20 protein-coding genes are annotated in these 21,169 nt (G+C 71.5%); 10 read left to right on the top strand and 10 right to left on the bottom strand.

Features of this window, described 5'->3' with window-relative positions:
- Nucleotides 1-420 precede the first annotated feature (420 nt).
- On the top strand, nucleotides 421-1,212 hold the full coding sequence (locus DC008_RS12935) for a YlbL family protein (protein WP_108707112.1): 792 nt from the start codon (nucleotides 421-423) through the stop codon (nucleotides 1,210-1,212).
- 49 nt (nucleotides 1,213-1,261) lie between these two features.
- Here the strand turns inward: DC008_RS12935 and DC008_RS12930 are convergent, their stop codons facing one another.
- Genes DC008_RS12930 through DC008_RS12910 form a run of 5 tightly spaced genes read right to left on the bottom strand, consistent with a single transcriptional unit; the run spans nucleotide 1,262 to nucleotide 5,482 of the window.
- Nucleotides 1,262-2,221 (bottom strand): glycine betaine ABC transporter substrate-binding protein, encoded by a 960-nt coding sequence (locus DC008_RS12930; protein WP_108707111.1) that lies wholly within the window; start codon nucleotides 2,219-2,221, stop codon nucleotides 1,262-1,264.
- 50 nt (nucleotides 2,222-2,271) lie between these two features.
- Nucleotides 2,272-3,099 carry an ABC transporter permease gene (locus DC008_RS12925; RefSeq protein ID WP_108707110.1) on the bottom strand — a complete coding sequence of 276 codons (828 nt, stop codon included), beginning with the start codon at nucleotides 3,097-3,099 and terminating at the stop codon, nucleotides 2,272-2,274.
- Nucleotides 3,096-4,334, bottom strand: a complete 1,239-nt coding sequence (locus DC008_RS12920; RefSeq protein WP_108707109.1) for a betaine/proline/choline family ABC transporter ATP-binding protein — start codon at nucleotides 4,332-4,334, stop codon at nucleotides 3,096-3,098. The genes DC008_RS12925 and DC008_RS12920 overlap by 4 nt, the downstream gene beginning before the upstream one ends.
- On the bottom strand, nucleotides 4,327-4,974 hold the full coding sequence (locus DC008_RS12915; RefSeq protein WP_108707108.1) for an ABC transporter permease: 648 nt from the start codon (nucleotides 4,972-4,974) through the stop codon (nucleotides 4,327-4,329). The genes DC008_RS12920 and DC008_RS12915 overlap by 8 nt, the downstream gene beginning before the upstream one ends.
- 28 nt (nucleotides 4,975-5,002) lie before the next feature.
- Nucleotides 5,003-5,482, bottom strand: a complete 480-nt coding sequence (locus tag DC008_RS12910; protein ID WP_055624583.1) for an Lrp/AsnC family transcriptional regulator — start codon at nucleotides 5,480-5,482, stop codon at nucleotides 5,003-5,005.
- Between the two features lie 125 nt (nucleotides 5,483-5,607).
- Here DC008_RS12910 and hppD point away from each other — a divergent pair, with 125 nt between their 5' ends.
- Nucleotides 5,608-6,753, top strand: a complete 1,146-nt coding sequence (hppD, locus tag DC008_RS12905) for a 4-hydroxyphenylpyruvate dioxygenase (RefSeq protein WP_108707107.1) — start codon at nucleotides 5,608-5,610, stop codon at nucleotides 6,751-6,753.
- 24 nt (nucleotides 6,754-6,777) lie between these two features.
- Here the strand turns inward: hppD and DC008_RS12900 are convergent, their stop codons facing one another.
- Complete coding sequence (locus DC008_RS12900; RefSeq protein WP_108707106.1) at nucleotides 6,778-8,217, bottom strand: tetratricopeptide repeat protein; 1,440 nt, start codon at nucleotides 8,215-8,217, stop codon at nucleotides 6,778-6,780.
- A 109-nt stretch (nucleotides 8,218-8,326) separates the two neighbouring features.
- Here DC008_RS12900 and DC008_RS12895 point away from each other — a divergent pair, with 109 nt between their 5' ends.
- Nucleotides 8,327-9,727: an FAD-binding oxidoreductase gene (locus DC008_RS12895; RefSeq protein WP_244221350.1), complete on the top strand. Its 1,401-nt coding sequence runs from the start codon at nucleotides 8,327-8,329 to the stop codon at nucleotides 9,725-9,727.
- 22 nt (nucleotides 9,728-9,749) lie between these two features.
- Here DC008_RS12895 and DC008_RS12890 read toward each other — a convergent pair whose 3' ends face one another.
- Nucleotides 9,750-10,163, bottom strand: a complete 414-nt coding sequence (locus DC008_RS12890; protein WP_055624579.1) for an SsgA family sporulation/cell division regulator — start codon at nucleotides 10,161-10,163, stop codon at nucleotides 9,750-9,752.
- 272 nt (nucleotides 10,164-10,435) lie between these two features.
- Here DC008_RS12890 and DC008_RS12885 point away from each other — a divergent pair, with 272 nt between their 5' ends.
- Both DC008_RS12885 and DC008_RS12880 read left to right on the top strand, forming a co-directional pair.
- On the top strand, nucleotides 10,436-11,908 hold the full coding sequence (locus DC008_RS12885; RefSeq protein ID WP_108707104.1) for an RDD family protein: 1,473 nt from the start codon (nucleotides 10,436-10,438) through the stop codon (nucleotides 11,906-11,908).
- Between the two features lie 89 nt (nucleotides 11,909-11,997).
- Nucleotides 11,998-12,717, top strand: a complete 720-nt coding sequence (locus DC008_RS12880) for an RDD family protein (RefSeq protein WP_108707103.1) — start codon at nucleotides 11,998-12,000, stop codon at nucleotides 12,715-12,717.
- Nucleotides 12,718-12,727: 10 nt separating this feature from the next.
- Here the strand turns inward: DC008_RS12880 and DC008_RS12875 are convergent, their stop codons facing one another.
- A complete protein-coding gene (locus DC008_RS12875; protein WP_107096811.1) occupies nucleotides 12,728-12,985 on the bottom strand; it encodes a hypothetical protein in 258 nt (85 codons plus the stop codon).
- A 389-nt stretch (nucleotides 12,986-13,374) separates the two neighbouring features.
- Between DC008_RS12875 and DC008_RS12870 the strand changes: the two genes are divergently transcribed.
- Nucleotides 13,375-15,720 carry an immune inhibitor A domain-containing protein gene (locus DC008_RS12870; protein WP_108707102.1) on the top strand — a complete coding sequence of 782 codons (2,346 nt, stop codon included), beginning with the start codon at nucleotides 13,375-13,377 and terminating at the stop codon, nucleotides 15,718-15,720.
- 122 nt (nucleotides 15,721-15,842) lie between these two features.
- Nucleotides 15,843-16,202: a hypothetical protein gene (locus DC008_RS12865; RefSeq protein ID WP_055623358.1), complete on the top strand. Its 360-nt coding sequence runs from the start codon at nucleotides 15,843-15,845 to the stop codon at nucleotides 16,200-16,202.
- 13 nt (nucleotides 16,203-16,215) lie between these two features.
- Here DC008_RS12865 and DC008_RS12860 read toward each other — a convergent pair whose 3' ends face one another.
- The gene (locus DC008_RS12860) at nucleotides 16,216-16,806 is read right to left on the bottom strand and encodes an isochorismatase family protein (RefSeq protein WP_108707101.1); all 591 of its coding nucleotides are present in this window, start codon (nucleotides 16,804-16,806) and stop codon (nucleotides 16,216-16,218) included.
- 138 nt (nucleotides 16,807-16,944) lie between these two features.
- Nucleotides 16,945-18,303, bottom strand: coding sequence for a nicotinate phosphoribosyltransferase (locus DC008_RS12855; RefSeq protein WP_108707100.1), 1,359 nt, complete (start codon nucleotides 18,301-18,303; stop codon nucleotides 16,945-16,947).
- 91 nt (nucleotides 18,304-18,394) lie between these two features.
- On the opposite strand from DC008_RS12855, the gene clpS reads away from it, so the two are divergent.
- The 3 genes from clpS (at nucleotide 18,395) to DC008_RS12840 (ending at nucleotide 21,136) form a co-directional block, all read left to right on the top strand.
- Nucleotides 18,395-18,712, top strand: a complete 318-nt coding sequence (gene clpS / locus DC008_RS12850; RefSeq protein WP_055623360.1) for an ATP-dependent Clp protease adapter ClpS — start codon at nucleotides 18,395-18,397, stop codon at nucleotides 18,710-18,712.
- Between the two features lie 12 nt (nucleotides 18,713-18,724).
- On the top strand, nucleotides 18,725-19,333 hold the full coding sequence (locus DC008_RS12845; RefSeq protein WP_108707099.1) for a DUF2017 domain-containing protein: 609 nt from the start codon (nucleotides 18,725-18,727) through the stop codon (nucleotides 19,331-19,333).
- Between the two features lie 363 nt (nucleotides 19,334-19,696).
- On the top strand, nucleotides 19,697-21,136 hold the full coding sequence (locus tag DC008_RS12840; protein ID WP_108707098.1) for an amino acid permease: 1,440 nt from the start codon (nucleotides 19,697-19,699) through the stop codon (nucleotides 21,134-21,136).
- The last annotated feature ends 33 nt before the right edge of the window (nucleotides 21,137-21,169 follow it).

The raw sequence follows: 21,169 nt of genomic DNA, 5'->3' as shown, positions 1-21,169 counted from the left end.
GCCTCGGGCGGCGGCTGCGCACCGCCCCGATGCCCTTGCCCCCGACCTGCGCCCGAAGCCCCCGCCCCGGTCCGGCGGCCCCGGACCGAACCCGACGCCCCGGCCCCGAACCGCCCTCCCCCCGCCCCGGTCCGGTGCCCCCGCCCCGGCGTCCCGTATCGCCCCCGGTGCGCTTGCCTCGGGCGGCGGCTGCGTACCGCCCCGATGCCCTTGCCTCCGACCTGCGCCTGAAGCCCCCGCCCCGGTCCGGCGGCCCCGTCCCGCCCCGATGCCCGGCCCCGCCCCGGTCCGGCGGACCCGTACCGCATCCGACGGCCCCTGCCCGGTCCGGCGCCCCGGTACAGCATGCGACGCCCCCGCCCCGCCCCCGACGCCCCCGCCCCGGTCCGGCCCTCCAGCCCGCCACGTTAGATTTGCTCCGTGCTCTCTCGCCTCACGCGCCCCCGGGCCCTCGCCGTCTGCGCTCTGCCGGTCGTGGCGTTGCTCGCCACCGCGGCCTTCGCGCCCTTGCCGTTCACGCTGACGCAGCCCGGTCTGACGGCGAACGTGCTCGGTGAGAACCGGGGTGAGCCGGTCATCACGATCTCCGGTGCGCCGACCCGGAAGACCAGCGGCCAGCTGCGCATGACGACGATCGAGGCGACCTCGCCCGACACCACCGTGCGGCTCGGCGATGTGATCGACGCCTGGTTCCGCACCGACCAGGCGGTCATGCCCCGCGACTCGGTGTACCCGAGCGGCCAGAGCGTCCGGGAGATCGAGCGGTTCAACACCCGGCAGATGAAGGAGTCCCAGGACGACGCCACCGAGGCCGCCCTGAACTACCTCGACCGCGACGACAAAGACGTCGAGGTCACCCTGAGGCTCGCGGACGTCGGCGGCCCCAGCGCCGGTCTGCTCTTCTCGCTCGGCATCGTCGACAAGCTCGAAGGCGACGGCAGCGGCGGCGACCTCACGGGCGGCCGCACCATCGCCGGCACCGGCACCATCGACCCCGCGGGCAAGGTCGGCGCGGTCGGCGGGGTCTCCCTGAAGACGCAGGCCGCCCGCCGGGACGGCGCGACGGTGTTCCTGGTCCCGAAGGCCGAGTGCGGCGACGCGAAGGCGGAGCTCCCCAAGGGGCTGCGGCTCATCCCGGTGACGACCCTCAAGGGTGCGGTCGACGCGCTCGACGCGCTCCGGACCGGCGAGGGCACCGTCCCGGCCTGCTGAGGCCCGTGCCGCTGAGGCCTCGCGTCCCCAGGCCCCGCGGCCGTACGGCCTACTTCACGAAGCCCTCCTGCTTCATCCAGTCCAGCGCGACCTGGTGCGGGTCCTCCCCGTCGACGTCGACCTTCGCGTTCAGGGTCTGCGCCATCGTGTTGTCCAGCTTCGCGGTGATCGGGTCCAGCACGTCCGGGATGGCCGGCCACTTCCGCAGCGTCTCGGTGTGGATCATCGGCGCTGCGTTGTAGTTGGGGAAGAAGTGCTTGTCGTCCTCCATCACGACCAGGTTCATGGACTTGATCCGGCCGTCGGTCGTGAAGACCTCGCCGTAGGTGCAACTGCCCTTCGCCGTCTGGGTGTAGATGATCCCGGTGTCCATCTGCGTGATGTTGCTGGACGGCACGTCCATGCCGTACGTCTTCTCCATGCCCCGCAGTCCGTCGGCCCGGTTGGCGAACTCGACCTCCACGCACAGCGTCACCGCGGACGGGTCGGTCCGCGACAGCTCGGCCACGTCGGAGAGGGTGTCGGTGCGGTATCTGCGGTGGTTGGCCTGGTTCATGGCCAGCGCGTAGGTGTTGTCGAGCCGGGACGGCGGCAGCCAGGTCACGCCGTTGCGGGCGTCCTCCTTCTTCACCGCCTCCCACTGCTCGTGCGGGTCGGTGATCGGTTCGCTGTGGCCGAGGTAGGTGATCCAGGCCGTGCCCGTGTACTCGTACCCGGCGTCCGCCTCCCCCTTGACCACCGCCTCCCGGCTGCCGATGGAGCCCTGGATGCCGGTGCGGTCGATCACCTCGGCACCGGCGGCCTGGAACGCGATGCCCATGATCGCGCCGAGGATCAGCTGCTCCGTGAACGACTTCGACGTCACCGTCAGCTTGGCGCCCTCCAGCGGCTCGCCGCGCCCGATGCTGCCGGGCTCCACGTCGTCGACCATGGGGGAGCCGCTGGTCAGCCCGCAGGCCGACGCCGCCACCAGCAGCGCCGCCGTCAGCAGCACGGCCCGCCGCCTCACAGATCCAGCCTGCTTCACAGGTCCGGCCCGCGTCACAAGTCCAGCCCGCCTCACAGGTCCAGCCCCCTCGGCCGCAGCAGCACCTCGGCCAGCGACGCCAGCCAGTCGACCAGCAGCGCCAGCGACACGGTGAGGATCGAGCCGAGCACCAGCACCGGCATCCGCTGGTTGGTGATCCCGGCCGTGATCAGCACGCCCAGCCCACCGCCCCCGCCGAACACCGCGAGGGTCGCCGTACCGACGTTGAGGACGAGGGCCGTGCGCACGCCCGCCAGGATCAGCGGCACCGCCAGCGGCAGCTCCACCCGGGTCAGCACGCCCGACGACGACATCCCGATGCCGCGCGCCGCCTCCAGCAGCGTCGGGTCGTTCGCCTTCAGACCGGCGATCGTGTTCGACAGCACGGGCAGGACGGCGTAGATGATGATGCCGATCAGCGCGGCCCGGCGGCCGATGCCCAGCCAGATCACCAGCAGGGCGAGCAGACCGATCGCCGGGGTCGCCTGACCCATGTTGGCGAACGCCAGCGCCACCGGGGCGGCCTTGCTGAACGCCCGCCGGGTGAGCAGGATGCCCAGCGGGATCGCGATGATCAGCACGAAGAACGTGGAGATCACCGTGAGTTCGATGTGCTCCCACAGCGCCTGGGAGACCTGGCCGTCCGACAGGGCGTTCTCGGAGACCGGGTCGAGGTCGGCCTGCCGGAACCACAGCCAGGTCGCGAGCAGCAGCACCACCAGCATCGTTGGCACGAAGGTCAGCTTCTGCCAGCTCAGCTTGCGCGGCGGCCGCTTCGGCGGCGGGGGAGGCGTCTCGTCGTCCTCGGGCGGGGCGGGTCTCTCCCGGGCCGGTGCGCCCGGGGCCTGCGGGGTGCTCATCCCTTCTGCCCTCCCGCGCCGCCCTCCTGCTCGGCGTGGGTGACCCCGCTGCGCGAGTCCTCCAGCTCGTGCTGCGCCTCCAGCGCCTCCAACCGGTCGGCCTCCAGCAGCTCGTGCACGGAGTTCATCAGCGTCTCCATGTCGACGACGCCCTCGTACTCGCCGCGCCGCCCGGTCACCGCCACCCGTCCCGTGTTGTCGGTGAGGACCGCCTCCAGGGCGTCCCGCAGGGTGGCGTCCCGGGTCACGGTGTCGCTGACCAGCGTCCCGGCCCGGGCCAGCGAGCCGCGCGCCCGCATCAGATCGCCGCGCCGCAGCCACTTGTAGGGGCGGCGCCGCTTGTCGAGCAGCAGGATCTCGTTGGTGCCGCTGGAGCGCAGCCGGTTGAAGATCTCCTGGAGCGGGTCGTCGATGGTCACCGTCGGGTACTCGGTGATCTCCACGTCCCGTACACGGGTCAGGTTGAGCCGTTTCAGCGCCGCGCCCGCGCCGACGAACCCGGAGACGAAGTCGTCGGCCGGGTTGGTGAGGATCGCCTCCGGGGTGTCGAACTGGGCGATGTGGGAGCGTTCGCGCAGCACCGCGATCCGGTCGCCGATCTTGATGGCCTCGTCGAAGTCGTGGGTGACGAAGACGATCGTCTTGTGCAGCTCGTGCTGGAGCCGGATCAGCTCGTCCTGGAGGTGGTCGCGGGTGATCGGGTCGACCGCGCCGAACGGCTCGTCCATCAGCAGCACGGGCGGGTCGGCGGCCAGCGCCCGGGCCACGCCGACCCGCTGCTGCTGCCCGCCGGACAGCTGGCGCGGATAGCGGCCTTGGAACTCGCCGGGGTCCAGCCCGACCAGGTCGAGCAGCTCCTCGACGCGGGAGGCGATCCGGGCCTTGGACCAGCCGATCATCTTCGGGACGAGGCCGATGTTCTGCGCGACCGTCATGTGCGGGAACAGCCCGGCGGACTGGATGGCGTAGCCGAGGCGCCGGCGCAGCTTCACCGGGTCCATGTCGGTGACGTCCTCGCCGTCGATGCGGATCCGGCCGCCGGTCGGCTCGATCAGCCGGTTGATCATCTTCAGCGTGGTCGACTTGCCACACCCGGAGGGGCCGACGAAGATCACCACCTCGCCCGCCTTGATCTCCATGTTCACGTTGTCCACGGCCGGCTGCGGGCTGCCCGGGTAGCGCTTGGTCAGGTTCTCCAGCTCGATGGAGGCGCCGTGGTGCTCGCTCTCAGACACGGATCCCCCTGGGGATGGTCAGCCGTCCGAGGACGACGTACGCGGCGTCGAACAGCAGCGCGAGGATGATGATGCCGAGGGTGCCCGCGAGCACCTGGTTGAGCGCGTTGGCGCTGCCCAGCGAGGCGAGCCCGCGGAAGATCACGTTGCCGAGGCCGGGGCCGGAGGCGTACGCCGCGATCGCCGCGATGCCCATCAGCATCTGGGTGGCGACCCGGATGCCGGTCAGGATGGGCGGCCAGGCCAGCGGGAGCTCCACCCGCAGCAGCTGCGCGAGCCGGGACATCCCGATCCCGCGGGCCGCGTCCACCAGGGAGGGGTCGACCCCGCGCAGCCCGACCACGCAGTTGCGCACGATCGGCAGCAGCCCGTACAGCGTCAGCGCGATCACCGTGGGCGCCACGCCCAGCCCCACGATCGGGATGAGCAGACCGATCATGGCGAGCGAGGGGATCGTCAGGATGCCCGAGGTGGTCAGCGTGGCCAGGTTCCCGGCCCACTCGCTGCGGTACGTCAGCACCCCGATCAGCACCCCGATGAGGGTCGCCACCACCATGCACTGCAGGACCGCGCTGGCGTGCTGCAGGGCGTCGGCGAGCAGCTGCTGGTGGCGGTTGCCCAGGTACTCCCAGAAGCTCACGGCTGACTCACCCCCACCGGATCGCGGGCTAGCTGCTCTCCCGGTCCTCCGCCGCCTGCTCCACCAGCGGGATGACCCGCAGCGGGACAGGGTTCTCCATGACGATCGCGGTGGAGGCCCGGACGATCCCATCGAAACCGACGACCCGGTCGATCACACGCTGAAGATCGGCGTTCGAGCGCGCCACCAGACGGCACAGCATGTCCCCGGTGCCGGTGGTGGTGTGCAGCTCCAGCACCTCCGGCACGGACGCCAAATGGGCCCGTACGTCGGCCCCTTGGCCCTGCCGGATCTGGAGCGTGGCGAACGCCGTGACCGGGTAGCCGAGGGCCGCCGGATCGACCTCGGGCCCGAACCCGCGGATGACTCCGTTCGACTGAAGACGGTCCAGGCGGGCCTGGGCGGTGCCGCGCGCCACGCCCAGCCGCCGGGACATCTCCAGCACCCCGATCCGCGGCTCGCGCGCCAGCAGCGCGATGATCCGCCCGTCCAGCCGGTCGATCGCCATACGGCCCCCTTCCGGGGTGGTCATCCTGTACAGAAAGTCCGCGTGCAGGGCTCTGTCGCCCTACAGATTGCCCAGCGGAAAACGAAACTATTGCGCACCTTGCCGTGCCGGGTGAGGCTGCGCCTATGACGCAGACCACACACCACACTCCCGACACCGCACGGCAGGCCGACCCCTTCCCGGTCAAGGGAATGGACGCGGTCGTCTTCGCCGTGGGCAACGCCAAGCAGGCGGCGCACTACTACTCGACCGCCTTCGGCATGCAGCTCGTCGCGTACTCCGGACCGGAGAACGGCAGCCGCGAGACCGCCTCGTACGTGCTGGAGAGCGGCTCGGCCCGCTTCGTGTTCACCTCCGTGATCAAGCGGTCCACCGAGTGGGGCGCCTTCCTCGAGGACCATGTCGCCGCGCACGGCGACGGCGTGGTCGACCTCGCCATCGAGGTGCCGGACGCCCGCGCCGCCTACGCGTACGCGATCGAGCACGGCGCCACCTCCGTCGCCGAGCCGTACGAGCTGAAGGACGAGCACGGCACCGTCGTGCTGGCCGCCATCGCCACCTACGGCCAGACCCGCCACACCCTGGTCGAGCGCACCGGCTACGACGGCCCGTACCTGCCCGGCTACGTCACCGCCGACCCGATGGTCGAGCCGCCGGCCAAGCGGTCCTTCCAGGCGATCGACCACTGCGTCGGCAACGTCGAGCTCGGCCGGATGAACGAGTGGGTCGAGTTCTACAACAAGGTCATGGGCTTCACGAACATGAAGGAGTTCGTGGGCGACGACATCGCGACCGAGTACAGCGCGCTGATGTCGAAGGTGGTGGCCGACGGCACGCTCAAGGTCAAGTTCCCGATCAACGAGCCCGCCATCGCCAAGAAGAAGTCCCAGATCGACGAGTACCTGGAGTTCTACGGCGGCGCCGGCGTCCAGCACATCGCGCTGAACACCAACGACATCGTGCACACCGTCCGCCAGATGCGCGCCGCCGGCGTGCGGTTCCTGGACACCCCGGACTCGTACTACGACACCCTCGGCGAGTGGGCGGGCGAGACCCGCGTGCCCGTCGAGACGCTGCGCGAGCTGAAGATCCTCGTCGACCGCGACGAGGACGGCTATCTGCTGCAGATCTTCACCAAGCCGGTCCAGGACCGCCCGACCGTCTTCTTCGAGCTGATCGAGCGCCACGGCTCGATGGGCTTCGGCAAGGGCAACTTCAAGGCCCTGTTCGAGGCGATCGAGCGCGAGCAGGCCAAGCGCGGCAACCTCTGACGACGGCCCGGTCCGCCGGGGGGCTCACTCCCCGGCGGACCAGTCCTCGAAGTCCGGGACGTCCTCCAGCGACGGCTCCCCGAGCTCCTGCAGCGCCTCCTGGGCGCGCGGCACCAGCGTCGGCGAGAAACGCGGGCTGATCCGCAGCGCCTCCTGGAGGTGCCGCCGCGCCGGGCCCTCCCGGCCCAGCTCCCGCTCGATCATGCCCAGGTGGTAGCTGTACAGCGCGGAGCGCACGGTGCCGCCCTTGGCCCGGTCGGTGGCCCGCCGGGCGAACCTCAGGGCCTCCTCGCCGTCCCCGGCCCGGTGCAGCGCCCAGCCCAGCGCGTCCGCGACCGCGATCCCCGGCTGCCGCCGCCACTCCTCCCGCAGTCGGTCCACCGCCGACTCCGGGTCCCCGTGGTCCGCCTCGAAACGGCCCAGCACCAGTTCCTCGTCCACCCCGGCCGCCGTGGCCCGCGCCGCCCGCTCCCGCAGCAGGTCGTACTGCACCCGCGCCGCGTGCCCGAGCCCCTGCGACTCGTACAGCTCGCCCAGCTCCAGCGCGTACTCCGGACGGGGTTGGCGCGCGAGGGCCGCCCGGTAGGCGGTCACCGCCTCCGCCGTGCGGCCCAGGGCGGCCAGCGCCCGGCCCTGCCCCGCCAGCGCCGCCCGCTGATCGGGGTCGAGCCGCACCGCCTCCCGGAAGTGCCGCAGCGCCACGTCCGTGTCGCCGCGCTCGAAGGCCAGCTGTCCGGCCCGTTCCAGATAGGCGGCCCGCTCCACCGGGGTCCGCGCTCCGGCCGCCGCGTCGGACAGGGCCGCCGCCGCGTCCTCGTCCCGCCCCCGGTCCCGGTACACGGCCGCCGCCGTCGCCCGCACCGCCGGGCCCGACCGCAGTTTCAGCAGCCGGTCCAGGGCACGCTCCGCCGCCTTGTACCGCCCGAGGCCGGTGTGCGCGTCGATCAGCTGCGGATACGCCGTCCAGCGCTTCGGGTCCGCCTTCAGGGCGGCCTCCGCCCAGGTCAGCGCCGCCCCGAAGTCCCGTCGCGCGTTCGCCAGGGCCGCCATCCCGTCCAGCGCCCCGGCGTTGCGGGCACGGACCTTCAGCGAGGTGCGCAGCGCCTTCTCCGCCTTCGGGTAGTACGCCGGCCGCGCGGTCCGGCGCCCCTGCTCGACGTACGCGGCCCCCAGCACCGCCCACGACGCGGCGTCCCGGGGACGGTCGCGCACCCGCCGCTCACGCCGTTCGATCAGCGCCGCCAGATCGGGCAGCGAGGCCGGCACCCCCGAGGTCACCGCGGTCAGCGCCCGCGCTCCCGGAGCCGGCGCGGGCGGCCGGGCCGGTCGGCCCGGCCCGGACGGCAGCAGTGCCAGTACGCCGCCGAGCACGGCACACCCCGCCACCGACGCGACGAGGACCCGGCGCCGCAGTCGGCGGCGGGCGGTCGCGTCCTGTTCCTGGTCCACGGCCTCGTTGTCCATGGCGCTCACTGTGCGCGAAACGGGGCGTGGACACGACGATCACAGCCGCCCCGGCACGGGTGCCGCGCGCGGGGTTCACACCGATGGCCCCGGGTGTCACGCTGTGATCATGAGCCGTACCGAAGCCGCACCCGACCAGGCCCTGGGTGACCTCACCGAGCGGCTGCTCGCCGGTCTGCCCGCCGACGCCGTCCTCACCGACCCCGACGTCACCGCCTCCTACGCCCACGACATGGCCAGCTTCTGCCCGGCCGGCGCCCCCGCCGTCGTCGTGCTCCCGCGCACCGTCGAACAGGTCCAGCACGTGATGCGCACCGCCACCGCGCTGCGCGTCCCCGTCGTCCCGCAGGGCGCCCGCACGGGCCTGTCGGGCGGCGCCAACGCCTCCGACGGCTGCATCGTGCTGTCCCTGACCAAGATGGACCGCATCCTGGAGATCAACCCCGTCGACCGGATCGCCGTCGTGGAACCCGGCGTCGTCAACGCCACGCTGTCCCGCGCGGTCGGCGAGCACGGCCTCTACTACCCGCCGGACCCCTCCAGCTGGGAGATGTGCACCATCGGCGGCAACATCGGCACCGCCTCCGGCGGGCTGTGCTGTGTGAAGTACGGGGTGACGGCCGAGTACGTCCTCGGCCTCGACGTCGTCCTCGCCGACGGACGCCTGATGAGCACCGGCCGCCGCACCGCCAAGGGCGTGGCCGGCTACGACCTGACGCGGCTCTTCGTCGGCTCCGAGGGCTCGCTCGGCATCGTCGTACGGGCGGTGCTCGCGCTGCGCCCGAAGCCGCCCCAGCAGCTCGTCCTGGCCGCCGAGTTCGCCTCCGCCGCCGCGGCCTGCGACGCCGTGTGCCGGATCATGGCCGGCGGCCATGTCCCGTCCCTCCTCGAACTGATGGACCGTACGACCGTCGCCGCGGTCAACTCCATGGCGAAGATGGGGCTGCCGGAGACCACCGAGGCCCTGCTGCTGGCCGCCTTCGACACCCCCGACCCCGCCCCCGACCTCGCCGCCGTCGGCGCGCTGTGCGAGGCGGCCGGCGCCACCCGGGTGGTCCCGGCGGACGACGCCGCCGAGTCCGAACTCCTGCTCCAGGCACGGCGGTTGTCCCTGACCGCGCTGGAGGCCGTGCGGGGCGTCACCATGATCGACGACGTGTGCGTGCCGCGCTCCCGGCTCGGCGACCTGATCGAGGGCGTGGAGCGGATCGCCGGGAAGCACCGGCTCACCATCGGGGTCGTCGCACACGCGGGCGACGGCAACACCCACCCCACCGTCTGCTTCGACGCCGCCGACCCCGACGAGTCCCGGCGCGCCCGTGAGTCGTTCGACGAGATCATGGCGCTCGGCCTGGAACTCGGCGGCACCATCACGGGCGAACACGGCGTGGGCGTGCTGAAGAAGGAGTGGATGGCGCGCGAGATCGGCCCCGTCGGGATCGAGATGCAGCGCGGGATCAAGCGGGTCTTCGACCCGCTGGACCTCCTCAACCCCGGCAAGCTGTTCTGACCGGCCTTCCGCGCAGAGCCCGTCACCGGGCGAGCAGCTCGTCGAGCGCGTCGTCGATGCCGAGCTGCTCGCCCTCCGTCCCCGGCGGCACCACCCGCAGCGTCCGCTCCAGCCACGCCGACACCGGCGCGGCCGGCGCCTCCAGCAGCGCGTCGCCGTCCGGTGAGCTCAGCGCCATCAGCACCACGCTGCGGCCCTCCGACTTCGTCGGCCACACCCGCACATCCCCGTGCCCGCACGGCCGGAACACCCCCTCGACCAGCAGATCGCGGGAGAACGTCCAGTGCACGGGCCGCTCGGACGTGATGTGGAACGTGACATGGACGGCGTACGGGTCGTCGCTGTGGTAGCCGAGACGGGCCGGGACGGGGACGCTGCGCTCGGGCGACAGGACGAGCCGCAGCTCCAGTTCGCGCTCGACGACGGTGTGACGCATGACAGGGGTCCTCTCTCGTGACACGTACGGGTTCCCCGGACGGGCCCGTACGAGTGGAGAGGGACGACCCCGTACGGCATTACGCGACTCGCGCGGACTTTTTCCGGCCCGGCCCCCGACCCCGGTCTCCCACCCGCTTTCGTACCGGTGACGTACGTGCACGAGGTTGCCCGGAAAGGGGCGGGTCCGGTGGGACCGGCCGTGGCGGGTGCGTCCGTCTGATAGATGTGGAGGCCCCGAAGTGACCCACGAGCAGATACCGGACGACGGACATGAGCGCCCCAACCCCGGCCCCCGGTGACGACCGGCCCCGCGAAGGGTATTACCCGGACCCGTCCATTCCTGGATATGTCCGGTACTGGAACGGCGCCTCCTGGGTGCCGGGCACCAGCCGTCCCGCCCCGACCGACGGCGAGCCGCTCGCCCCGCCGCCGGGCGCACGGCCGGCCGACCCGCCCGCCGCCCCGGTGGAGGAGACCGGCCCGCACTTCTTCGACGAGGAGCCGGCCGCCCGGCCCGCACCCGGCGACGCCCAGCACGGCAGCCGCCCCGAACCCGCCTCCGCCTGGGGCGCCGACCGCTCCCGGCAGACCGGGTTCGGCGGCGAGCAGGACCGCCGGATCTCCTGGGGCGCCCAGCAGGAGGGCGCCGACCCGCGCGTCCCCGCGCCCGCCGAGCCCGAGGCGGAGTCCGGTCCCGGAGCAGGTGCCGCGCCCGACACGTTCATGATGCGGCGCCCCGTGACGGACGGCGGGGGAGCGCGGTCCGGCGCCCCCGACCCCGGCACCATGGCCATCCGCACGGTCAACCCCAGCGCGGGCCGGCAGAGTTCGCCGTCCGCGCCGGGCACGGACGCGCCCCCGGCGGCGAACGCCCCGCAGGGCCCCGGCTTCAGCGCCGGCCAGTCCGCCGCGGAACGGGCCACGGGAGCCCCGTCACCGGCCCAGCCGTCCGCCGCGGCCCCGTCCGCCGCCCAGCCCGCCGCCGCGCCCCCCTCGGGCCCCCAGCAGGCCGCCGCGGGCATCCCCCAGCAGTCGGGCGGACCGCAGTCGGCGCCCGCCGCGTCCGGGGCGCCGATCGCGCCGGGTCCCGGCGGCGGTCAGTCCTCCTGGGCGCAGCAGGTCCACCGGCTCGCCGAACCGGGCGCCGACGCCCGTCCGGCCGCCCCGGCCCCGGCCGCAGCCCCCGCGGACGGCAGGCCGGTCGCCCCCTGGAAGCCCGTGCGGGAGGACCCGTTCGCGGCCGCCGCCCTCCGGCAGGCCGCCGCCCGGCCCGCCGGCCTCGGCAAGCGGCTGGCCGCCCGGCTGGTGGACACGATCGTGCTGGCCGCCATCACGGCGGTGGCCGCCGTGCCGCTCGGCACCAAGGCGCTCGACCACATCGACGGCAAGATCGAGGCCGCCAAGCTCTCCGGCCGCACGGTCACCGTCTGGCTGCTGGACGGCACGACGTCGGTGTACCTCGGCATCATCCTGGCCGTGCTGCTGGTGGTGGGCGGGCTCTACGAGGCCCTGCCCACCGCCAAGTGGGGCCGCACACTGGGCAAGAAGCTGTTCGGCCTGGAGGTCCGCGACATCGAGGCCCACGAGCCGCCGGAGTACGGTGCGGCCGTGCGCCGCTGGCTCGTCTACAGCGTGCCCGGCGTCCTCGTCATCGGCGTGGTCGGGGTGTTGTGGTGCCTGTTCGACCGGCCCTGGCACCAGTGCCTGCACGACAAGGCGGCCCGTACGTTCGTCGCCGGATAGGCGGGTCGGCCGTTCGGCCCGGATGACTCCGTACTCCGGACGGCCCCGCGCCGGATGCGCGGCGGCGCGGTTCGCGGTCGACTCGGGCCATGAGCAGCGAACCGCCCCCCGGCCAGCAGCCGCCCCCGGACGACGACCCGTTCAGGAAGCAGCCCCCGCCCGGCGACACGGGCGGTCCTTCCGGCGGTCAGCCCCCGCCCCCGCCACCCGGTGGTGAGGGCGGTGGCCCCTACGGCGCGCCGCCCCCGCCTCCGCCCGGTGGCGGTGGCCCCTACGGGGGAGGAGGCCCGTACGGTGGCGGTCCCTACGGCGGTGACCCGTACGGGGGCGGCGGCGGGCCCGCCGACCCGCTGGCCGGGATGCCGCCGCTCGCCGACAGCGGCAAGCGCACACTGGCCCGCCTCATCGACCTGCTCCTGGTGGCGGTCGTCGTCTGGTTGATCACCTGGGGCTTCGGGATCACCGAGTACGACGTCGACACCGACAAGGTGCAGTACGGCAAGTCGTTCGCCCAGTCGCTGGTCGCCGCCGTGCTGTTCGTCGGCTACGACACGGTGATGATCTCCCGGACCGGCCAGACGCTCGGCAAGAGGCTGCTGCATCTGAGGGTCGCCAACCTGGACAACGGGGCCACACCCTCCGTGCAGACCACGCTGATCCGCTCGCTGGTGCTGTGGGTGCCGTTCGCCTTCTGCTGCGCCTGCATCTGGACCGCGATCGCCGGCGGCTGGAGCTTCTTCGACCGGCCCTACAAGCAGGGCCTGCACGACAAGGCGGCGAAGACCGTGGTCGTCAGCACGCGCGGCTGAGCGCCGGCCCTCAGGACTTGGAGAGCGCGGGCTCCTCGGTCTTCTCGCGCTCGGCCGCGGCGGTCCGGCCCACCGTCACCACACGGGTCCCGCGCGGCACGGGCACCGTCATGGCGACCAGCAGTCCGAGCAGCAGAGCGGCGAAGGCGATGACCGCGATCCCGGCGCCCGAACTGGTCTGTGACAGCAGCAGCATGGCGAGCGTCGAGAAGACCACGGTGCACGAGCCGTAGGTGAGCTGTGCGGCAGTCGGACGAGGCATGGTCATCGTGTCCTCGGAATCGGGGGTGCACGGGGGATTCGGCCTGGCTTTGCGCCGACGTCCGGGCGTTCCGCCATCCGACTCTAACCGCGTCCATGCCCGAGAGGAACGTTCGGTAAGCGTGACCTGACCAACAGTGCCGGTGCACGGGGGGCGCACGGATTCATCGTGTCCACCCTGTGGACGGCGGTGCGCGCCCGCCCCCCGGACGCCGTTCGGTAAGTGGACAGCGACTCCGCATAGTGCAATTGACCTGTCCAAGTCAAGGTCTGTTTTTTCTTCCTAACCTCTAGTCAAATGACGTCACTTGACTACACGCGTTGATCACGCGCGCGCGGATCCTATGTTGACCAGGACCCTCCTTCCGCGCGCCCGAACGCGGGGGAGGATCTCAAGTGACCAGTAGACCCTGGACGTTCCGTACGGCGGCGACCGCCGTCGCGCTCGCGACAGCCGCGGCGACGTTCTCGACCTTCGCGGTGGCTCAGGCCGACGAAGGCGCACCGGCCTCCGTGGACCGCCGTGACCCGGCGGACCGGCAGCACGCCGACCACGACCTCGAAGGCCCCCTGAGCAAGACGGTCGAGGCGCAGCGGCAGGAAGCCCTCAACCAGGTCATCTCCGGCAAGGCCAAGGTCAAGAGCCGCGACGGCTCGAAGGTCGTCGAGCTCAAGAGCAAGAAGGGCGACAGCAAGTACGTCGAGCTGGGCCGGGAGAAGACCGACAAGATCTTCACGATCCTGGTCGAGTTCGGTGACCAGATCAGCGAGTTCGGCGGCACGCCGGGCCCGCTGCACAACCAGATAGCCAAGCCGGACCCGAAGAAGGACAACTCGACGGCCTGGAAGGCGGACTACGACCGCAAGCACTTCCAGGACATGTACTTCGGCACCGGCAAGAACACCGAGTCGGTCAAGAAGTACTACGAGAAGCAGTCCTCGGGCCGCTACTCGGTCGACGGCGAGGTCTCGGACTGGGTCAAGGTGCCCTACAACGAGGCCCGTTACGGCAACAACGCCTGCGGCGACTCGAACTGCTCCAGTGTCTGGAACATCGTGAGCGACGGCCTGAACGCCTGGGTCGCGCAGCAGAAGGCGGCCGGCCGCACCGACGCGCAGATCAAGGCCGACGTCGCGGAGTACGACCAGTGGGACCGCTACGACTTCGACGGTGACGGCGACTTCAACGAGCCGGACGGCTACATCGACCACTTCCAGGTCGTGCACGCCGGTGAGGACGAGTCCGCGGGCGGCGGCGCCCAGGGCACGGACGCCATCTGGGCCCACCGCTGGTACGCGTTCGGCACGGACGCCGGTGCCACCGGGCCGGCCGACAACAAGCTGGGCGGCGCGCAGATCGGCTCCACCGGCATCTGGGTCGGTGACTACACGGTCCAGCCGGAGAACGGCGGACTCGGCGTCTACGCCCACGAGTACGGCCACGACCTCGGTCTGCCGGACCTCTACGACACGCAGGGCGGCGAGAACTCCACCGGGTTCTGGACGCTGATGTCCTCCGGTTCCTGGCTGGGCACCGGCAAGAAGGAGATCGGTGACCTGCCCGGCGACATGACCGCCTGGGACAAGCTGCAGCTGGGCTGGCTGAAGTACGACACGGCCAAGGCTGCCACCAACTCGTGGCACAAGCTGGGCGTCGCCGAGTACAACACGAAGCACAAGCAGGCCCTCGTGGTCGAGCTGCCCAAGAAGAAGGTCACCACCGAGATCGTCCAGCCCGCGCAGGGCGAGAACCAGTGGTGGAGCGGGAGCGGCGACAGCCTCTCCAACACGCTGAGCCGTTCGGTCGACCTGACCGGCAAGACGGCCGCCTCCCTGACGCTCGACGGCTGGTGGGACATCGAGGCCGGTTACGACTACCTCTACACCGAGGTGTCCACCGACGGCGGCGCCAACTGGACCGCTCTGGACGGCACCGCCGACGGCACCGCCCTCGGCAAGGACGCCAGCGGCAAGCCGGCGATCGACGGCACCTCCGGCGCCTGGAAGAAGCTGGTCTTCCCGCTCGACGCCTACGCGGGCAAGAAGGTCGACCTGCGCTTCCGCTACCAGACGGACGGCGGCGTGGCCCAGAAGGGCTTCGCGGCCGACAACATCGCGGTGACCGCGGACGGTTCGGCGGTGTTCTCGGACGACGCCGAGAGCGCCGACGACGCCTGGGCGAAGAAGGGCTTCTCGCGCATCGGCGCGTCCATCACGGACGACTACGCCCAGTACTACATCGCCGAGAACCGCCAGTACGTGTCGTACGACAAGACGCTGAAGACGGGCCCGTACAACTTCGGCTTCTCGACGACCCGTCCGGACTGGGTGGAGCACTACGCCTACCAGAACGGTCTGCTCATCTGGAAGTGGGACACCTCGCAGCTGGACAACAACACCAGCCAGCACCCGGGTGCCGGTCTGATCCTGCCGGTCGACTCGCACCCGACCCAGCTGAAGTGGACGAACGGCACGCTGATGCGCAACCGCATCCAGGCCTACGACTCCCCGTTCAGCACCTTCCGCACGGACGGCATGACGCTGCACAACGCGGACGTCGCCGCGAAGATCCCGTCGCGTCCGGGTGTGGGGGTCTTCAACGACCGCACCAACACCTACTACGACGCGTCGAACCCCTCCGCGGGTGTCAAGATCACTGACACCAACACCAAGATCAAGATCGTCAAGGAGGCCAAGGACGGCTCCACGATCGAGCTCGAAGTGGGCCCCGCGGCGAAGTAAAGAGTAAAACTGCAGGTCAGAGCATGATCGGCGGCAACCCCCTGGCGGGGTTGCCGCCGGTCGTGTTTAGGTGCACCCTGTGCTTCCGTTATTGACACCGACTCGCACGGGGGTGTGACCGTATGGCCGCAGGAGGTTTCTGCAAGCTGCCGACCGGCAGCGTGGTGGTGGCGCTGAACCTGCCCAGACCCACCGCCGACGGCACGGGCAGCGTCCGTGTCCTGGTACACGCCCGCAACCGCGCCCGAGCCCTGACCAGGCTCCGCAACCTGGGCATGCGCGCCGTCTACCTGCGGGGGAACGCCGCCCCGCCCACCCCGGACGAGATCACGGCGGTCCTGCACCACCCCGACGGCCTGATATGGCGCACCGCGCCCTGCCCGGACGTCGTCCCCGCCGTGCCACAGCTCGTTCCCGGACCGGCCCAGGAGCTCTGGCACCCGATCCGCGCCCTGAAGCGCCGGCCCGCCGCCCCGGCCTAGCAGGCCCCTGGGGCTATGCCACGACGGGCTTGCCGGTCAGCTCCACACCGGCCTCGCGCAGCTCCTCCAGGGCCCGTTCCGTGGTCTCGGCGGACACCCCGGCGGTCAGGTCCAGCAGCACCTGCGTACGGAACCCCTCGCGCGCCGCGTCCAGCGCGGTGGCCCGCACACAGTGGTCGGTCGCGATGCCCACGACGTCCACCTCGGTGACCTCCCTGGCTCGCAGCCAGTCAGCGAGCCGTACGCCGTTCTCGTCGGCGCCCTCGAACCCGCTGTACGCCGCGGCGTAGGCCCCCTTGTCGAAGACAGCGTCGATCGCGCCGGAGGCGACCGCGGGCGCGAAGTTCGGGTGGAAGCCCACGCCCTCGGTGCCCGCCACGCAGTGCGCCGGCCAGGAGCGGACGAAGTCGGGGTGGGCCGAGAAGTGCCCGCCCGGCGCGATGTGGTGGTCGCGCGTGGCCACGACGTGCTGGTACCCGGACCCGGCAGCCTGACCGATGAGCTCCGTGATGGCGGCGGCCACGTCGGCGCCGCCGGCCACCGCGAGGCTGCCTCCCTCGCAGAAGTCGTTCTGCACGTCTACGACGATCAAGGCGCGGCGCATGGTCGGTGTCCTTCGGTTATGGACGCTGAGGTCGGGACGGTGGAGCGGTACGTGCGGCCCGGCCGTGAACCTCCGAGCCTAGAGACTTCGTGTGCGGTGCGGGAGGGGCATGGGGTGGGCACTGCGGGCGCGCCCGTTTCACGCCCCCGTCTGGCTACCCGGGCGCCCGGTGGCGTACTCCGTCGGAATGACGGGTTCCCCCCGGGAGAGCTGCATCGCGGACAGCGGCAGGTTCGCGCGGGCCGCCGCGTGCCGGTCCCGGACGGCGTCCAGCGGCTCCCGCCCCACGACCTCCCCGCCCTTCACGAGCGGCACCAGCAGCTGCCGGTCGGCGAGCTCGGCGGGCACCGGCCCGGTGCCGATCACCTCGGCCTCCGCGACCCCGTCGGCGTCGAGCCGGCGCGCCGCCCACTTGCGCCCGCCCACGGAGGTCTTCCCGCCGGTCGACCGCTTCGCCACCGGCACCAGCGGCGCCCCGGCGTCGGTGGACCCGGCGCGGGCGACCAGCTTGTAGACCATGGAGGCCGTCGGATGCCCCGACCCGGTCACCAGCTGGGTGCCGACGCCGTACGCGTCCACGGGCGCCGCCGCCAGCGAGGCGATGGCGTACTCGTCGAGGTCGGAGGTGACCAGGATCCGGGTGCCGGTCGCGCCCAGCTCGTCCAGCTGGTGGCGGACCCGGTGCGCGACGAGCAGCAGGTCGCCCGAGTCGATACGGACGGCGCCCAGCTCGGGCCCGGCGACCTCCACGGCCGTACGGACCGCCTCGCCGACGTCGTAGGTGTCGACCAGCAGCGTGGTGCCGCGGCCCATGGAGTCGATCTGCGCCCGGAAGGCGTCCCGCTCGTGGTCGTGCAGCAGCGTGAAGGCGTGGGCGCTGGTGCCGACGGTGGGGATGCCGTACCGGAAGCCGGCGGCCAGGTCGGAGGTGGAGGCGAAGCCGCCGATGTAGGCGGCCCGGGAGGCGGCGACCGCGGCCAGCTCGTGGGTGCGGCGGGCCCCCATCTCGATCAGCGGGCGGTCCCCGGCCGCCGCCGACATCCGGGAGGCGGCCGCGGCGATCGCGGAGTCGTGGTTGAGGATGGAGAGGATCACCGTCTCCAGCAGCACGCACTCCGCGAAGGTGCCCTCCACCCGAAGGATCGGCGAGCCGGGGAAGTAGACCTCGCCCTCCGGATAGCCCCAGATGTCGCCGGAGAAGCGGTAGTCCGCGAGCCGCTCCAGCGTCGGCTCGTCGACGATGCCCCGCTCGTGCAGGAAGCCGAGGACGTCCTCGTCGAAGCGGAAGTTCTCCACCGCGTCCAGGACGCGTCCGGTGCCGGCCACCACGCCGTAGCGCCGGCCGTGCGGCAGCCGCCGGGTGAAGACCTCGAACACGCTGCGCCGGTCCGCGGTGCCCGCCTTCAGGGCGGCCTGCAGCATCGTCAGCTCGTACTGGTCCGTGAAGAGCGCCGTCGACGGAACGTCCACCGGCAGCCTGAGGTCCGCTGTTCCCATGGCCATGCATCGTACCCCCATTTCGTCACTCTGACGATTTAGGGGTGGGGCGGGCCGGGGATTTGTGCGACCACCCCCCTGCGGTGGCAGCATGGGCACTGTGACGTCACCCGCTCCCCTAGAGATCGAACGCACCGAGTCGGCGGAGGAAGTGTTCGCCGTCCCCGAGCCCGACGTCCCCTGGGTCACGATCGTGCACAACGACCCGGTCAACCTCATGAGCTACGTGACGTACGTCTTCCAGACGTATTTCGGGTACAGCAAGGACAAGGCCACCAAGCTCATGCTCGACGTCCACCACAAGGGCCGGGCGGTCGTCTCCAGCGGAAGCCGCGAGGAGATGGAACGCGACGTGCAGGCCATGCACGGCTACGGCCTGTGGGCCACCCTTCAGCAGGACCGGAAGTAGCGAATCGTCTCCATGCCAGGAACCTTCGAACCCGTCCCCGGCGGCGGCGCCGCCGTCGTCCTCGACGAAGTCGAGATCTCCATCATCCGGTCGCTGGCCGTCCAGCTGCTGGAACTCATCGGACCCGGCCCGGCCGGCGAGGCCTCCGACGACCCGCTCGCCGAGCTGTTCGCCGAGGGCCCCAGCGAGCCGCCCTCCGACCCCGTGCTCAAGCGTCTGTTCCCGGACGCGTACGGCGACCCCGACGGCACCCCGCAGGCCGAGGAGGCCGAGGAGCAGAAGGCGTACTCCGCCGAGTTCCGCCGCTACACGGAGAACGACCTGCGCGCCGGCAAACGCGAGAACGCCCTCGCGGTGGTCCGTACCCTGGACGCGCTCAGCGCCGAGAGCGCCGGTGAGGGCGGCGCGGTGCTCAAGCTGTCCACCGAGGAGTCCCAGCGGTGGCTCGGCGCCCTCAACGACCTCCGGCTCGCCATCGGGTCCCGGCTGGAGATCACCGACGAGGACGACACCGATCTGCTGTACCGCCTCCCGGACGAGGACTCCCGCAAGCCGATGGTGATGGCCTATCTCTGGCTCGGCGGCCTCCAGGAGACCCTGGTCGCCACCCTGATGCCCTGAACATCGCCTGTCCACCCGGCTTTCGCGACCATTGTGTGCCGATATGTGATGGTTCTGTGTTCGCTCAGCGGACGCTCAAATCCGGATAACGATCCCGTCACCGCCGCCACCCGCTATGCGGGGCGGCGGTGATTTTGTCCGGTTCTCCCTGTGGGGTGCGCCACACGCGCCCCCGTCGATCGGTGTTGCCGCCGTGATAGATCTTCACGACCGCCCGCCGAACACCACCCGAATGTTCGGCAGGGTGCGCCACAGGGCCGGCGGATCGCCGGCCGGGCACAGCTCCAGCAATCCGGGGGGATCGAGACCCGATCCGCGGCCGACGAAAGGCCTCGGGTCGGCATGGAGAAAGGCGCACAACACATGACCTCTTCGAAGGTCACTGACGCGACGGCCACGGGTGCCCCCGAAGAGGGGTACGAGCGCGGCCTCGGCAGCCGTCAGGTCCAGATGATCGCGATCGGCGGCGCCATCGGCGTCGGCCTGTTCATGGGTGCCGGTGCGAACATCGCGAAGGCCGGGCCCAGCATCATCCTCATGTACGCCCTCGCGGGCGTCGTCATCTTCTTCATCATGCGGGCCCTGGGCGAGCTGCTCCTGTACCGGCCCGTCTCCGGCTCGTTCGCCGAGTACGCCCGGGAGTTCCTCGGCCCGTTCTTCGGCTTCGTCACGGGCTGGACGTACTGGCTCATGTGGGTGGTCACCGGCATGGCCGAGCTGACGGCCGCCGCGATCTACATCCACTTCTGGTTCCCGGAGATCCCGCAGTGGGTCAGCGCCCTGGTGTTCCTCGTGGTGCTCTTCGGCGTCAACCTGATCTCCGTCAAGATCTTCGGCGAGGTCGAGTTCTGGTTCTCGATGGTCAAGGTCACGGCCATCATCGGCATGATCGTCATCGGCCTCGGCGTGCTCACCCTGGGCTTCTCGGACGCCGGTGACACCGCCGCCGCCTCCAACCTCTGGTCGCACGGCGGGTTCTTCCCCAACGGCATCGGCTCCAGCCTGATGACGCTCCAGGGCGTCATGTTCGCCTACCTCGCCGTCGAGCTGGTCGGCGTCACCGCGGGCGAGTCCGAGAACCCCGAGAAGACCCTGCCCAAGGCCATCAACACGCTGCCCTGGCGCATCATCGTCTTCTACGTCGGCGCCCTGCTGGTCATCCTCTCCGTCGTCAAGTGGACCGAGTTCTCCGCCGGCGAGAGCCCCTTCGTGCACGCCTTCGGCAAGATCGGCATCCCGCTCGCCGCGGGCATCGTCAACTTCGTCGTCCTCACCGCGGCCCTGTCGTCCTGCAACTCCGGCATGTACTCCACCGGCCGCATGCTGCGCGACCTGGCGTCCAACAGCGAGGCCCCGCAGGCGTTCGGCAAGCTCAACCGCCGCAAGACGCCCGCCGTCGGCATCACCGTCTCCGTGGCGCTCATGGGCATCGGCGTCGTCCTGAACTACGTCGTCCCGGAGAAGGCGTTCCTCTACGTCACCTCCGTCGCCACCGCGGCCGGCATCTGGACCTGGATGATGATCCTCGTCAGCCACATCCGCTACCGCGCCGCCGTCGACGCGGGCCGGCTGCGCGCGTCGTCCTTCCCGGCCCCCGGCGGCGCCCTGTTCAGCTGGGTCGCGCTGCTCTTCCTCATCGGCGTGACCTGCATGATCGCGTACGACAAGGACGCGCGCGTCTGCCTGTACGTCGCCGCCGGCTGGGCCGCCGCCCTCGGCATCGGCTGGGCCTTCCTCAAGAGCCGCAACCCCGCGATCGCCATCCGTGGCGGCGAGGAGCCGGAGCTCGAGAAGGTGGGCTGATCCCGGCGCGGACGTCCGGCCGCGGGGAGCACT

Source organism: Streptomyces nigra, from assembly GCF_003074055.1.
GTDB lineage: Bacteria > Actinomycetota > Actinomycetes > Streptomycetales > Streptomycetaceae > Streptomyces > Streptomyces nigra.
This window is presented reverse-complemented; position numbering and strand designations above follow the sequence as displayed.

Excerpts from the sequence above, each read along its gene's own strand:
- DC008_RS12840 (WP_108707098.1), top strand. The coding sequence starts at position 19,697 with ATGACCTCTTCGAAGGTCACTGACGCGACGGCCACGGGTGCCCCCGAA.
- DC008_RS12895 (WP_244221350.1), top strand. The coding sequence starts at position 8,327 with ATGAGCCGTACCGAAGCCGCACCCGACCAGGCCCTGGGTGACCTCACC.
- DC008_RS12910 (WP_055624583.1), bottom strand. The coding sequence starts at position 5,482 with ATGGCGATCGACCGGCTGGACGGGCGGATCATCGCGCTGCTGGCGCGC.
- DC008_RS12890 (WP_055624579.1), bottom strand. The coding sequence starts at position 10,163 with ATGCGTCACACCGTCGTCGAGCGCGAACTGGAGCTGCGGCTCGTCCTG.
- DC008_RS12885 (WP_108707104.1), top strand. The coding sequence starts at position 10,436 with ATGAGCGCCCCAACCCCGGCCCCCGGTGACGACCGGCCCCGCGAAGGG.
- DC008_RS12925 (WP_108707110.1), bottom strand. The coding sequence starts at position 3,099 with ATGAGCACCCCGCAGGCCCCGGGCGCACCGGCCCGGGAGAGACCCGCC.
- hppD (WP_108707107.1), top strand. The coding sequence starts at position 5,608 with ATGACGCAGACCACACACCACACTCCCGACACCGCACGGCAGGCCGAC.
- DC008_RS12860 (WP_108707101.1), bottom strand. The coding sequence starts at position 16,806 with ATGCGCCGCGCCTTGATCGTCGTAGACGTGCAGAACGACTTCTGCGAG.
- DC008_RS12880 (WP_108707103.1), top strand. The coding sequence starts at position 11,998 with ATGAGCAGCGAACCGCCCCCCGGCCAGCAGCCGCCCCCGGACGACGAC.
- DC008_RS12875 (WP_107096811.1), bottom strand. The coding sequence starts at position 12,985 with ATGACCATGCCTCGTCCGACTGCCGCACAGCTCACCTACGGCTCGTGC.
- DC008_RS12845 (WP_108707099.1), top strand. The coding sequence starts at position 18,725 with ATGCCAGGAACCTTCGAACCCGTCCCCGGCGGCGGCGCCGCCGTCGTC.
- clpS (WP_055623360.1), top strand. The coding sequence starts at position 18,395 with ATGGGCACTGTGACGTCACCCGCTCCCCTAGAGATCGAACGCACCGAG.
- DC008_RS12900 (WP_108707106.1), bottom strand. The coding sequence starts at position 8,217 with ATGGACAACGAGGCCGTGGACCAGGAACAGGACGCGACCGCCCGCCGC.
- DC008_RS12865 (WP_055623358.1), top strand. The coding sequence starts at position 15,843 with ATGGCCGCAGGAGGTTTCTGCAAGCTGCCGACCGGCAGCGTGGTGGTG.
- DC008_RS12855 (WP_108707100.1), bottom strand. The coding sequence starts at position 18,303 with ATGGGAACAGCGGACCTCAGGCTGCCGGTGGACGTTCCGTCGACGGCG.